The organism is Streptomyces sp. NPDC054975 (assembly GCF_053609105.1).
On the sequence record NZ_JBSGWV010000069.1, the window covers coordinates 1 to 12,092 of the forward strand.

Here is a 12,092-nt window from a genome sequence, read left to right on the forward strand (position 1 = left end):
GGCGTGTGCCCGTCCGGGGCCTCTCCAGGCATGCCGACGTGCGCGCGGCTCTGCCGACGCTACTCCGAGCTCTTGCTCGCCGAACCCGACGGCTTGACGGAGGCCTTGTCCGAGGGGGTGGAGCCCGCCTTCGGGGAGGTCGCGGCGGGCGACGGGGTGGCCTTCTGGCAGCCCGGCTGCTTCGCCATGGCCGTGCCCAGCTCCCCGGACTGCAGCTTGGCCAGCGCGTCCTGGTCCATCTTCTCGATCTTCTTCAGGCCGTCGGCGACGCCCTGGAGACCGTCCGCGAACTTCTGCTGGTTGTTCGGGTCGAGCTCGTCGACCTGCTTCTTCAGCCCCAGGTACGCGACCGCCGTGGCGTTGAGCTCCCTGACCGCGTCCTGCTGGAGCTTCTCGCCGTTGTCGACCGGCGGCACCCCCGCGCCCTCGATGGACTTGGCGAGGGCCCGGTCCGCGTCGGCGATGTCCTGGAAGGCCTTCGAGTCGGCGGCCTGGATGTCCGCAGGCTTGCCGTCGGCAGCCGTCGAGATGATCAGCTGCTGGGCGTCGGCCCGCTTCTGGATCTGGGGCTTCGCCTGGTCGCAGACCGTCTTGGCCCAGTCGTTCACCTTGTCGCCGTCGTCGCTGCAGCCGGACAGCGTGAGCACCAGCACAGCGGCGCCTGACAGCGCGACAGCAAGCTTCTTGTTCACCGGATCGGTCCCTTCCAAGGCTCTCGGCCCCGGAACATACACGCCGAGCGGGCGCCATCCACCTTTCGTGCGACGGATTCATCCCTTATTGCAGCCGATTGCACCAAGGGAGACACGTCTCACGCCGGACGCGCGACGGGCGGACAACACGTCAGAGCATGCTGTCCGCCCGCCTTCTGACCTGGTGTTACGAAATCACCGGAGCATCCGGTGAGTGCGCCGAGCGCCGCGCGGCGTTGCCTTCGTCACCCAGGTCGTCGTCCGCGTCGTCGCCCACCACCACGGAGCGCCGCTTGGAGACGTAGACCGCGGCGACGATGACGACGATCGCGAGGATCGCGATCAGGGACCGCATGCCGCCGCTCGCGTCGTCGCCGTAGCTGAACTGCACGACCGCCGGCGCGATCAGCAGGGCGACCAGGTTCATCACCTTCAGCAGCGGGTTGATGGCCGGTCCGGCGGTGTCCTTGAACGGGTCGCCGACGGTGTCGCCGATGACCGTCGCGGCGTGCGCCTCGCTGCCCTTGCCGCCGTGGTGGCCGTCCTCGACCAGCTTCTTGGCGTTGTCCCAGGCACCGCCGGAGTTGGCGAGGAAGACAGCCATCAGGGTGCCGGTCGCGATGGCACCGGCGAGGTACGAACCGAGCGCGCCGACGCCGAGCGTGAAGCCGACCGCGATCGGCGCCATCACGGCGAGCAGCCCGGGCGTGGCGAGCTCGCGCAGCGCGTCCTTGGTGCAGATGTCGACGACGCGCCCGTACTCCGGCTTCTCGGTGTAGTCCATGATCCCGGGGTGCTCGCGGAACTGGCGTCGCACCTCGTAGACCACCGCGCCGGCCGAGCGCGACACCGCGTTGATCGCGAGCCCCGAGAAGAGGAAGACGACCGCCGCGCCGAGGACCATGCCGAAGAGGTTGTTGGGCTGCGAGATGTCCATCGAGAGGTTCATCTCGGAGGCCTTGGCCCCGACGTCGGAGACCGCGGTGGCGATGGCGTCGCGGTACGAGCCGAAGAGCGCGGCCGCCGCCAGGACGGCGGTGGCGATGGCGATGCCCTTGGTGATGGCCTTGGTGGTGTTGCCGACGGCGTCGAGGTCGGTGAGGACCTGCGCGCCCGCGCCCTGGACGTCACCCGACATCTCGGCGATGCCCTGCGCGTTGTCGGAGACCGGGCCGAAGGTGTCCATGGCGACGATCACGCCGACCGTGGTGAGCAGCCCGGTGCCGGCCAGGGCGACCGCGAACAGCGCCAGCATGATCGACGTACCGCCGAGCAGGAACGCACCGTAGACCCCGAGGCCGATCAGCAGGGCCGTGTACACGGCGGACTCCAGGCCGATGGAGATGCCTGCGAGGACCACGGTGGCGGGCCCGGTGAGCGAGGACTTGCCGATGTCCTTGACCGGGCGCCGGGTCGTCTCCGTGAAGTAGCCGGTGAGCTGCTGGATCAGCGCGGCCAGGACGATTCCGATGGCGACGGCGACCAGGGCGAGGATCCGCGGGTCGCCGGGGTGGTTCTGGATCCCGGCCTCGGTGACGCCCTTGAGGTCGGCGTACGAGGACGGCAGGTAGGCGAAGACCGCGACGGCGACCAGGGCGAGGGAGATCACGGCGGAGATGAAGAAGCCGCGGTTGATGGCGGACATTCCGCTGCGGTCGGTGCGCCGTGGGGCGACCGCGAAGATGCCGATCATCGCGGTGATCACGCCGATCGCCGGGACGATCAGCGGGAAGGCGAGGCCGAGGTCACCGAAGGCCGCCTTGCCGAGGATGAGGGCGGCGACGAGCGTGACGGCGTACGACTCGAAGAGGTCGGCGGCCATGCCCGCGCAGTCGCCGACGTTGTCGCCCACGTTGTCGGCGATGGTCGCGGCGTTTCGGGGATCGTCCTCGGGGATGCCCTGCTCGACCTTGCCGACGAGGTCGGCGCCGACGTCGGCGGCCTTGGTGAAGATGCCGCCGCCGACACGCATGAACATGGCGATGAGCGCCGCTCCCAGGCCGAAGCCCTCCAGCACCTTGGGCGCGTCGGCCGCGTAGACGAGGACGACGCAGGAGGCACCGAGCAGGCCGAGGCCCACGGTGAACATGCCGACCACTCCGCCCGTACGGAAAGCGATCTTCATGGCCTTGTGCGAGACGGCCGTCAGATCCTTTTCCGGTTCACCCGGTGCCGGGGTCGCCTCTCGCGCGGCTGCGGCCACTCGTACATTTGCCCGTACGGCGAGCCGCATGCCGATGTAACCGGTGGCCGCCGAGAAAAGGGCACCCACCAGGAAGAACAGAGAACGCCCGGCGCGCTGCGACCAGTTGTCCGCAGGAAGCAGCATCAGCAGGAAGAACACGACGACGGCGAAGATCCCGAGGGTGCGCAACTGCCGTGCGAGATAGGCGTTGGCGCCTTCCTGCACGGCGGCGGCGATCTTCTTCATCGAGTCGGTGCCCTCACCGGCGGCCAGCACCTGACGGGTCAGCACCTGGGCGACGAGCAGGGCCGCGAGTGCGACGGCCGCGATGACGATCACGATCGTACGGTTCTCGTCCGTGAGTACCGCTGCGGCGAGAGAAGTGGGGTGTCCGGTCAGTTCTGGGTTGAAGAGCCCCGCCATTCGTCCTCCTTGACGTTGCGAGCTCAAGATGTGGACGGATTGTAGGGAGCAGAACCTGATCAAAACAGGGCGCCGCAAACGGAATTCACCATTGCCACGATCTTCCCACCGAATGCGGTAATGGGCCAAAAGCATTGACACATGATCGATGATCTAGAGAAATGAAAAGAGGCCCTGCTCGGCAGGGCCTCTTTTCATGATCTCGAATTGTTCGACCGGAGCGGCCGCAGTGACCGCGGTGACCGCAGTGGCCGGATGGGATCGGTCAGGGGAGCGCGACCGCCTGAGCGATCGGCCAGCTCATCCTGATGACTCCACCCTCCTCGCCCGCCCGCACCTCGACGTCGTCGACGAGCCCGCGGATCACCGCGAGACCCATCTCGTCCTCGCCGTCGGCGTCGTCGAACTCCTCGGCCGGAGCCTCGTCCCGCGCGCCGGGCACACCGGCGGCATCGGCCGCCGCCACACCCGCGCCCGGCACCTCGTCGCCGACCTCGATGGAGAACGTCTTCTCCTCCTCCGTCAGCACGACCCGGACGGGCGTGGTGACGTCGTTGCTGCGGTGCAGCCCGACCGCGCGGGAGCACGCCTCACCGACGGCGAGTCTGACCTCGTCGAGGACCGCCTCGTCCACACCGGCCCGGCGCGCCACCGCGGCCGCCACGAGGCGGGCCGTGCGGACGTGCTCGGGCTGGGCGCTGAAGCGGAGTTCAACGGTGGCCATGCGGTCCCCCTGGAGACATCTGGGCGGGCAACTCGGAGGACCGGGCGTGTCGGGCCCGGTTCTCCACTCCTTCTTCCGGCCTCGGCCGACCGTCAGTCGGTGGCGTTGACGGCCTCGTCGACCGTGGTGTGGATGGGGAACACCTTGGTCAGACCAGTGATCCGGAAGATCTTGAGAATGCGCTCCTGGTTGCAGACCAGGCGCAGCGAGCCCTCGTGCGCGCGCACGCGCTTCAGGCCGCCCACCAGCACGCCGAGGCCGGTCGAGTCCAGGAAGTCCACGCCTTCCATGTCGACAACCAGGTGGTAGCTGCCGTCGTTCACCAACTCGACCAACTGCTCGCGCAGCTTGGGCGCGGTATACACATCAATCTCGCCACCGACCTCGACGACCGTACGGTCGCCACTCGGGCCGGACACATTGCGAGTCGACAGGGCCAGGTCCACGGATCCTCCAGCACCTTGCTATCGAGCGGTCGCCCCTCAAGTCTCCCCGGCGGAGTCGGGGGACGGATCGCCAGCCGCGATGGCATTCAATCACTTACCAGCAGCCATGCACGACGCCTTGGGGGCATTGTCCGTCACGCCAGTGACACACTCGGTGCCGATGGCCAAGAATCACCACCCCAGTCGTCCAGCCGGGGACATGGGCAGCCGCCCCTCCCCCGGCATGGTCCTCGACCGGCTCTCCTCGGGCGAGAGCCGGGCCGCGCGCATCACTCATACGGAGCACTTGCCCGCCCGAGAGGGTCGCCATGCAGTCTGGCCGCATCGCATCCGGCCGGAGGTGATCAGCGCGATCCGGACAGCCGGGATCGAGCACCCCTGGGCCCACCAGGCGGAGGCCGCCGAGCACGCCCTGGACGGCCGATCGGTGGTGATCGCGACGGGCACCGCCTCGGGCAAGTCGCTGGCCTACCTCGCCCCGGTCCTGTCGACCCTCCTGGACGGCTCCGAGGCCGCCAACGGCCGGGGGACCACCGCGCTGTACCTGTCGCCCACCAAGGCCCTCGCCGCCGACCAGCGCCGCGCGGTCCGTGAGCTGGCGGCCCCGCTCGGCAACCGGATCCGGCCCGCCGTCTACGACGGCGACACGCCCGTCGAGGAACGCGAGTGGGTCCGCCAGTACGCGAACTACGTGCTAACCAACCCCGACATGCTGCACCGGGGCATACTCCCCTCCCACCCCAGGTGGTCCTCCTTCCTGCGCTCCCTGCGCTACGTCGTGATCGACGAGTGCCACACCTACCGGGGCGTCTTCGGCTCCCACGTCGCCCAGGTGCTCCGCCGGCTCCGGCGTGTCTGCGCCCGGTACGGCGCGGATCCCGTCTTCCTGCTCGCCTCCGCCACCTCCGCCGAGCCGGCCCTCGCCGCCCGCCGGCTGACCGGCCTGCCGGTCACGGAGGTCTCCGACGACGCCTCCCCGCGCGGCGAACTGGTCTTCGCCCTCTGGGAGCCGCCGCTGACCGAGCTGCAGGGCGAGCAGGGGGCTCCGGTACGCCGCACGGCCACCGCGGAGACCGCCGACCTGCTGACCGACCTGACCGTCCAGGGCGTCCGCTCCGTCGCCTTCGTCCGCTCCCGGCGCGGCGCCGAGCTGATCTCGGTCATCGCGCAGGAGCGCCTCGCCGAGGTCGACCGCTCCCTGGCCCGCCGGGTCGCCGCCTACCGGGGCGGCTACCTGCCCGAGGAGCGCCGGGCCCTGGAGCGCGCCCTGCACTCGGGCGAGCTCCTCGGCCTGGCCGCCACGACGGCCCTGGAGCTGGGCGTGGACGTCTCAGGCCTGGACGCCGTGGTGATCGCCGGGTACCCGGGCACCCGGGCCTCCCTGTGGCAGCAGGCGGGCCGCGCCGGGCGCTCGGGCGAGGGCGCCCTGGCGATCCTGGTCGCCCGGGACGACCCGCTCGACACCTTCCTGGTCCACCACCCCGAGGCGCTCTTCCAGCAGCCGGTCGAGTCGACCGTCCTCGACCCCGACAACCCCTACGTCCTCGCCCCGCATCTGTGCGCCGCCGCCGCAGAGCTGCCGCTGACCGACGCCGACCTGGCCCTCTTCGGCCCGGCCGTCACCGACCTGCTGCCCCAGCTGGAGGCCGCCGGACTGCTCCGGAAGCGCTCCGCCGGCTGGTACTGGACCCGCCGCGAGCGGGCCGCCGACCTGACGGACATCCGGGGCGGGGGCGGCAGCCCGGTCCAGATCGTGGAGGACGCCACCGGCCGCCTCCTCGGCACGGTCGACGAGGCCGCCTCGCACACCGCCGTCCACGAGGGCGCCGTCCACCTCCACCAGGGCCGTACGTACCTGGTCAAGACCCTCGACCTGAAGGACTCCGTGGCCCTGGTGGAGGAGGCCGCCCCGCCGTACTCGACCACCGCCCGGGACACCACCTCCGTCTCCGTCCTCGACACCGACACCGAGATCCCCTGGGGAGCCGGCCGCCTCTGCTACGGCTCCGTCGAGGTCACCAACCAGGTCGTCTCCTTCCTGCGCCGACGTCTGATCACCGGCGAGGTGCTCGGCGAGACCAAGCTCGACCTGCCGCCCCGCACCCTGCGCACCCGGGCCGTGTGGTGGACGGTCACCGAGGACCAGCTCGACGCCGCCCGGATCAACCCGGAGATCCTCGGCGGCGCCCTGCACGCCGCCGAACACGCCTCCATCGGCATGCTGCCGCTCTTCGCCACCTGCGACCGCTGGGACATCGGCGGGGTGTCCGTGCCGCTCCACCCCGACACCCTGCTGCCCACCGTCTTCGTCTACGACGGGCATCCGGGCGGCGCGGGCTTCGCCGAGCGGGCCTTCCACACCGCGCGCGCCTGGCTGACGGCCACCCGGGAGGCGATCGCCTCCTGCGAGTGCGAGGCGGGCTGCCCCTCGTGCATCCAGTCCCCCAAGTGCGGCAACGGCAACGACCCGCTCCACAAGCGCGGCGCCGTGCGCCTGCTCACGGAACTGCTGCGGGAAGCCCCGGCAGAGCCCCAGGAGGCCCCGCCCGCGCCCTGACCGCCGGTGCGTACGGCCCGAGGCGCACCGCCGCCGTCACGTCCGCGAGGTCGCCCCGCACCGAGCACCGCAGCACGGCCGCCCCCTGCGCGGCCGCCACCCGGGCCGCCGCCGCGCAGGCGGCCTTGTCGCCCCACAGAGCCCGGTCGGCGGCGGCGAGCGCGGCCAGGTCCGCCGCCCCGCCCGCCCGGTGCCGGGCCGCCACCGCCTGCCCCAGCGCGAGCACGGCCCCGAACACCACGCACAGGACGCAGGCCGCGAAGGCCGTCCACACCGTCGCCACGCCCCGATCGCGCCCGGCGCCCCGCACCCGGGCCACCCCCGTCCTTGCGGCATCTCCGGCCGGGGTGCCGCTCATGGCGCCGTCACCCCCACCGTGTCCTCGGCGAGCGCCGCCGCTCCGGCGCGCAGCGTCAGGCCCATCCCGCCCGGCCCGGGCGCCGGGGCCTCCACGGTCACCCGCCACAGCTCGGCCGAACGGGTGACGGAGACCCGGGCGCCCTCCGGCGCGGCGGCCCGGGCGGCGGCCTCGGCGCCGGAGACCGGCTCCGACCTGGCCACCGCCCGCGCACCGGCCCGCGCCGCGTCCACGCACTGGATCTGCGCCGCCGCGGCGGCGAGCGCCCAGACGAGGGCCATGGTGAAGACCACCAGCGCGGGCAGGACCATCGCCGCCTCCACGGTCACGGCGCCCCGGTCGTCAGAACGGCGCATCGAGCGCCTTGCCGATCACGGACTCCAGCGCTCCGGAGACCGAACCGCTGGTCACGATCTTGTACAGGATCGTCGCGAACCCGGCCGCCGCGATGGTCCCCATCGCGTACTCCGACGTGGTCATCCCCGCGTCGCCCCGGGCAGCGGCCCGCCGGGCCCGCCACCAGGCACCCGCCCACCGCCGCTGCTGCCTCTGCGTCCTCGCCATGCCAACCCCCATGCGTCATCGTTGTTTTCGTCTTCTTCGGACATGTCTTCTGGTTCGTCTTCGGTCAGTTCCGCAGCAGGCCCGTCGCGAGGCCGATCACCACCGGGGCGACTCCCACCGCCAGGAAGGCGGGCAGGAAGCAGAGCCCCACGGGGGCGGTGATCAGTACCTGGGCCCGCTGGGCCCGTGCCGCCGCCTTGCGGGCCCGGTCCGCGCGCAGGTCGGCCGCGTGTCGTGAGACGGCCTCGGCGGCGGGCGCCCCGGAGGAGCCAGCCCGTTCCAGGCAGCGGGCCAGGCCCTCCGCGCCGGGTATCTCGCCGAACCTCCGCCACACATCGGCCGGTTCGCCGCCGAGCCGCAGCTCCGCGGCCGTGCGCGTCAGCCGCTCGCCGACCGGTCCGCCCAGCGACCTCCCCACCGCCTCCGCCGCCTCGCCCGGCCCCGCTCCCGCGGACGCGCAGGCCGCCAACAGGTCGGCCGCGAGTGGAAGCTGCCGTGCGGCCTCCTCCTCGTCACCGCTCGCCGGAGCGCGGCGCACACGCCACCGCCGTACGCCCCAGCCCGCAGCGGCACCCGCGAAGATCCCCAACAGCCCACCGACGAGGGCCCAGCCGACGGCCGCCGCCACCAGGGGGACCGCCCAGGTCCGCAGCCAGGACGGGCATCGGCTGCCGAGCCGTCGACCGCGCGCGGGCCGGAGGTCCAGCAGGGCCTCGATCCGTTTCCGGGTCCGCCGCTCGCGCCGCCGGTCGGCCACCGCCCAGGCCGCCCAGGCGAGCGAGGCGACCACCACGACCGCCACCCACAGCCTGTGGACGAACTCCCCGCCCAGGCCCGCAAGCAACGCCGCCGCGCTCACACGCGCTCCCCTCCTCGGACGATCCGGGCCGCCCACCACAAGCCGGCTGCTTCCAGGGCCGCTCCGACGGCCAGACATCCGAGACCCACCGGCGTGTGCAGCAGCACGTACAGCGGGCGCGCCCCGAGCGCCGAACCGAGCACGAGCCCGACGGCCGGGAGTACGGCGAGGACGGCCACCGTCGCCCAGGCCCCGGCCAGTTGGGCCCTCAGCCGCTCCCGCTGGTCCCGGTGTTCCCGCAGCGCGGCCTCCAGCCGGTCGAGCCCGGCGGCCAGTCCCGCGCCGCCGTCCACCGCGACCTGCCAGCAGGCCGCCAGGCCGGCCAGCCCGTCCGCCCCGTCCTGACGCGCCGCCCTCCGCAATGCCTGGGCCACATCGCCGCCGAACCGGGCCGCCGCGAGGACCTCCGCCTCCTCCTGCGGCCCGAGCGCCCCGGTGGCCCTGACCGCGAACAGCAAGGCCCGAGCGGGCTGCCGGCCCGCCCTCAGCTCGGCCGCGACGGTGCCGCAGAGGCCCACCACCGCGTCGGACCGCGCCTCCCGCTCCTTGCGGAGCGCCACGGCCCGCAGTCGGCGCCCCACCAGCGGCACCGCCAGCACCCCCGCCACCAAGGGCAGCGGCGACTCCCCGAGAACCGCCAGAACCGCCGCCACCGGCAGACAGAGCCAGGCGCGCCGCCCCCGCACGGCGGCCCACCAGCGCTCCCCGACCGCCCGCCACGACGGCCCCGTCCGCTCCATGACCCCCCGGTCCCCCGCGGCCCCCGGCACCCCGACGCCCGCGAGCACCACGCGCGCCCGACGGAGGCCCCGCTCCCGCTCGGCCACCCGCCACAGCGCGGCCCCGGCGCACAGCACCGCCGCACCCTGGGCCACCACCCACTGGTCACCGCTCATGACCCGCCCCCGATCAGCGACCGCAGCCGCTCCCAGCCGCGCTCGCGCTCGAACCCGGCCGCTCCCCAGCGCAGCGCGGGCACGGTCACCACCAGCCCCTCCCGGTCCCGCTCCAGGACATGGATCTCCGCGATCCGCCGACGGCCCGCCCGGTCCCGTACGAGATGCAGCACCGCCGACAGCCCCGCCCCCAACTGGCTGTGCAGCGCCGCCCGGTCCAGTCCGGCGGCCGTCCCGAGGGCTTCGAGGCGCGCCGGTACGTCCGCCGCCGTATTGGCATGGAGCGTCCCCGAGCCACCCTCATGGCCCGTGTTGAGAGCGGCCAGCAGATCGACGGCCTCCCCGCCGCGCACCTCTCCGACCACGAGCCGGTCCGGCCGCATCCGCAGCGCCTGGCGGACCAGGTCCCGCAGGGTCACCAGACCCGCGCCCTCCTGGTTCGCCGGACGCGCCTCCAGGCGCACCACGTGCGGATGGTCCGGCCGCAGCTCGGCCGAGTCCTCGGCGAGGACGATCCGCTCCTTCTCGCCGACCAGGCCGAGCAGCGTGGACAGGAGTGTCGTCTTCCCCGAGCCCGTCCCACCGGAGATCAGATACGAGACCCGGGCCTCGATCAGGGCGCGCAGGATCCGCTCCCCGCCGGGCGGCACCGTGCCCGCCCGGGTCAGCTCCTCCACGGAGAAGGCCCGGGGCCGCACCACCCGCAGCGACAGGCACGTCGAGCCGACGGCCACCGGTGGCAGCACCGCGTGCATCCGGGTCCCGTCCGGGAGCCGGGCGTCCACCCACGGCCGGGCGTCGTCCAGGCGCCGCCCGGCGACCGCCGCGAGCCGCTGCGCCAGCCGGCGCACGGCCGGAGCGTCCGGGAAGCGGACCCCGGTCAGTTCGAGTCCGGCGCCCCGGTCGACCCAGACCTGGTCGGGGCCGGAGACCAGCACGTCGGTGACGGCGGGGTCGGCGAGCAGCGGCTCCAGCGGTCCGGTGCCGACGAGTTCGCTGCGCAACGCCTCGGCGGCGCCGAGGACTTCCGCGTCGCCCAGGAGCCGGCCCTGCGCCCGCAGCGCCGCCGCGACCCTGGCCGGTGTCGGCTCGGCCCCGCTCTCGGCGAGCCGCTGCCGCACGGCCTCCAGGAGCCCCGCACCGCCCTCGTACGCCGTGGCGGTCATGAGACGGCCTCGGGGGCCAGCGCGCGCTCCCAGAACGCGGCACAGAACCGGCCGAGCGGTCCGCGCGCCTCGTCGCCGGGCGGAGCCCCGCTGTCGAGGGCGGCCAGGAGGCCCGGATCGTGCGGGAGTTCCCCCGCGAGCGGCAGCCCCAAGGTGTCAGCGACCCACTGCTCGTCGATCCCGGGCGCATACGGTCCGCGCACCACGGCACGCAGGTCGCTCAGCACCCCGCCCGCGAGGGAGGCGACCCGGTGGGCCGCGGCGACGGCCCGCAACTCGCCGGGCACGACGAGGAGTCCGAGATCGAGCTGGGCCAGCGCCTCCGTCCCCGCCTCGTCGATCCGGCGGGGCAGGTCCACGACGACGATGCCGCCCCTCCTGCGCGCCGCGGCGAGCACCGCGCGCATGGCCTCGGCCGGGACGAGGACCGTGTCCCCCCGGTCCCAGCTGAGCACCCGCAGCCCGCGCACCGAGGGCAGCGACTCCTCCAGGGCGCCGCCGCCGACCCGCCCCTTGGAGGCGACGAAGTCGGGCCACCGCCGGCCTTCGACGCGCTCCCCGCCGAGCAGGACGTCGAGCCCGCCGCCGAGCGGGTCGCCGTCCACGAGCAGGGTGCGCCGCCCGGTCCTTGCTGCGGCCAGCGCGAGCGCGCAGGCCAGTGTGGAGGCCCCGGCTCCGCCGCGTCCGCCGATGACGCCGACGGTCAGGGCCGGCCGGCCCGCGCCCTCGGCCGCGTCGGCGATGCGGTCGACGAGCCAGCTCTCGGCGTCCGGCAGCCGCAGCACACAGTCGGCGCCGAGCTCGACGGCGCGCCGCCACACCTCGGGGTCGTCGGGATCGTCACGGTCCCGCCCGACGAGGATCACCCCCTGCCTGCGCGCCGCCCCACGGCAGCGGGCCGCGGCGTCGTCGCCGACCAGGACGAGCGGCGCCTCACCCCAGCTCGCACGGTGCTCCGGCACCGTGTGGTGCACCTCCGGCTCGGCTCCCGCGGCGGCGCACAGCCGCAAGAGGTCGTCGAGGAGTGCGAGGTCCTCGGTCACGATCAGGGGCCCGGCCGCACGGCCGGAACCGGACGCCCCCTCCGCCCTGCCCGTCCGCGAAGCCCGGCCCGCTCCCGAGGCCCTGCCCACTTCCGAGGTCCTGCCCGCCCTCCAGGCCCCGTCCGTCCTCCAGGCCCGGTCCGACCTCGGACCCCGCGCCGTTCCGTAAGTCATGGTTC

At 73.6% G+C, this 12,092-nt stretch carries 12 protein-coding genes; 1 reads left to right on the forward strand and 11 read right to left on the reverse strand.

The genetic code is table 11. From position 1 onward, the window contains the following. Positions 1-59: 59 nt before the first annotated feature. The 4 genes from ACWF79_RS32435 to ACWF79_RS32450 all read right to left on the reverse strand — a co-directional run bounded on the left by ACWF79_RS32435 (position 60) and on the right by ACWF79_RS32450 (position 4,470). A complete protein-coding gene (locus ACWF79_RS32435) occupies positions 60-692 on the reverse strand; it encodes a small secreted protein (protein ID WP_453731765.1) in 633 nt (210 codons plus the stop codon). A gap of 187 nt (positions 693-879) precedes the next feature. Continuing rightward, positions 880-3,300, reverse strand: a complete 2,421-nt coding sequence (locus tag ACWF79_RS32440) for a sodium-translocating pyrophosphatase (protein ID WP_453731766.1) — start codon at positions 3,298-3,300, stop codon at positions 880-882. A gap of 265 nt (positions 3,301-3,565) precedes the next feature. Then, positions 3,566-4,024, reverse strand: coding sequence for an ATP-binding protein (locus ACWF79_RS32445; protein ID WP_453731767.1), 459 nt, complete (start codon positions 4,022-4,024; stop codon positions 3,566-3,568). A 92-nt stretch (positions 4,025-4,116) separates the two neighbouring features. Then, positions 4,117-4,470: an STAS domain-containing protein gene (locus ACWF79_RS32450; protein WP_453731768.1), complete on the reverse strand. Its 354-nt coding sequence runs from the start codon at positions 4,468-4,470 to the stop codon at positions 4,117-4,119. Positions 4,471-4,549: 79 nt separating this feature from the next. On the opposite strand from ACWF79_RS32450, the gene ACWF79_RS32455 reads away from it, so the two are divergent. Further along, a complete protein-coding gene (locus ACWF79_RS32455; RefSeq protein WP_453731769.1) occupies positions 4,550-7,027 on the forward strand; it encodes a DEAD/DEAH box helicase in 2,478 nt (825 codons plus the stop codon). Here ACWF79_RS32455 and ACWF79_RS32460 read toward each other — a convergent pair. From ACWF79_RS32460 to ssd, 7 genes are all read right to left on the reverse strand, one after another. Beyond that, on the reverse strand, positions 6,969-7,385 hold the full coding sequence (locus tag ACWF79_RS32460; protein WP_453731770.1) for an Rv3654c family TadE-like protein: 417 nt from the start codon (positions 7,383-7,385) through the stop codon (positions 6,969-6,971). The two genes, ACWF79_RS32455 and ACWF79_RS32460, sit on opposite strands and share 59 nt — an antisense overlap. Next, positions 7,382-7,741: a TadE family type IV pilus minor pilin gene (locus ACWF79_RS32465; protein ID WP_453731771.1), complete on the reverse strand. Its 360-nt coding sequence runs from the start codon at positions 7,739-7,741 to the stop codon at positions 7,382-7,384. The genes ACWF79_RS32460 and ACWF79_RS32465 overlap by 4 nt, the downstream gene beginning before the upstream one ends. Then, complete coding sequence (locus ACWF79_RS32470; RefSeq protein ID WP_453731772.1) at positions 7,728-7,949, reverse strand: DUF4244 domain-containing protein; 222 nt, start codon at positions 7,947-7,949, stop codon at positions 7,728-7,730. Before ACWF79_RS32470 ends, ACWF79_RS32465 begins: the two co-directional genes overlap by 14 nt. 64 nt (positions 7,950-8,013) lie before the next feature. Next, positions 8,014-8,781, reverse strand: a complete 768-nt coding sequence (locus tag ACWF79_RS32475; protein ID WP_453731787.1) for a type II secretion system F family protein — start codon at positions 8,779-8,781, stop codon at positions 8,014-8,016. A 23-nt stretch (positions 8,782-8,804) separates the two neighbouring features. Next, a complete protein-coding gene (locus ACWF79_RS32480) occupies positions 8,805-9,704 on the reverse strand; it encodes a type II secretion system F family protein (protein ID WP_453731773.1) in 900 nt (299 codons plus the stop codon). Continuing rightward, a complete protein-coding gene (locus tag ACWF79_RS32485; RefSeq protein ID WP_453731774.1) occupies positions 9,701-10,870 on the reverse strand; it encodes a TadA family conjugal transfer-associated ATPase in 1,170 nt (389 codons plus the stop codon). Before ACWF79_RS32485 ends, ACWF79_RS32480 begins: the two co-directional genes overlap by 4 nt. Beyond that, positions 10,867-11,913: a septum site-determining protein Ssd gene (ssd, locus tag ACWF79_RS32490; RefSeq protein WP_453731775.1), complete on the reverse strand. Its 1,047-nt coding sequence runs from the start codon at positions 11,911-11,913 to the stop codon at positions 10,867-10,869. The genes ACWF79_RS32485 and ssd overlap by 4 nt, the downstream gene beginning before the upstream one ends. Positions 11,914-12,092: the final 179 nt, after the last annotated feature.

Excerpts from the sequence above, each read along its gene's own strand:
- ACWF79_RS32440 (WP_453731766.1), bottom strand. The coding sequence starts at position 3,300 with ATGGCGGGGCTCTTCAACCCAGAACTGACCGGACACCCCACTTCTCTC.
- ACWF79_RS32445 (WP_453731767.1), bottom strand. The coding sequence starts at position 4,024 with ATGGCCACCGTTGAACTCCGCTTCAGCGCCCAGCCCGAGCACGTCCGC.
- ACWF79_RS32455 (WP_453731769.1), top strand. The coding sequence starts at position 4,550 with ATGGCATTCAATCACTTACCAGCAGCCATGCACGACGCCTTGGGGGCA.
- ACWF79_RS32460 (WP_453731770.1), bottom strand. The coding sequence starts at position 7,385 with ATGAGCGGCACCCCGGCCGGAGATGCCGCAAGGACGGGGGTGGCCCGG.
- ACWF79_RS32465 (WP_453731771.1), bottom strand. The coding sequence starts at position 7,741 with ATGCGCCGTTCTGACGACCGGGGCGCCGTGACCGTGGAGGCGGCGATG.
- ACWF79_RS32470 (WP_453731772.1), bottom strand. The coding sequence starts at position 7,949 with ATGGCGAGGACGCAGAGGCAGCAGCGGCGGTGGGCGGGTGCCTGGTGG.
- ACWF79_RS32480 (WP_453731773.1), bottom strand. The coding sequence starts at position 9,704 with ATGAGCGGTGACCAGTGGGTGGTGGCCCAGGGTGCGGCGGTGCTGTGC.
- ACWF79_RS32485 (WP_453731774.1), bottom strand. The coding sequence starts at position 10,870 with ATGACCGCCACGGCGTACGAGGGCGGTGCGGGGCTCCTGGAGGCCGTG.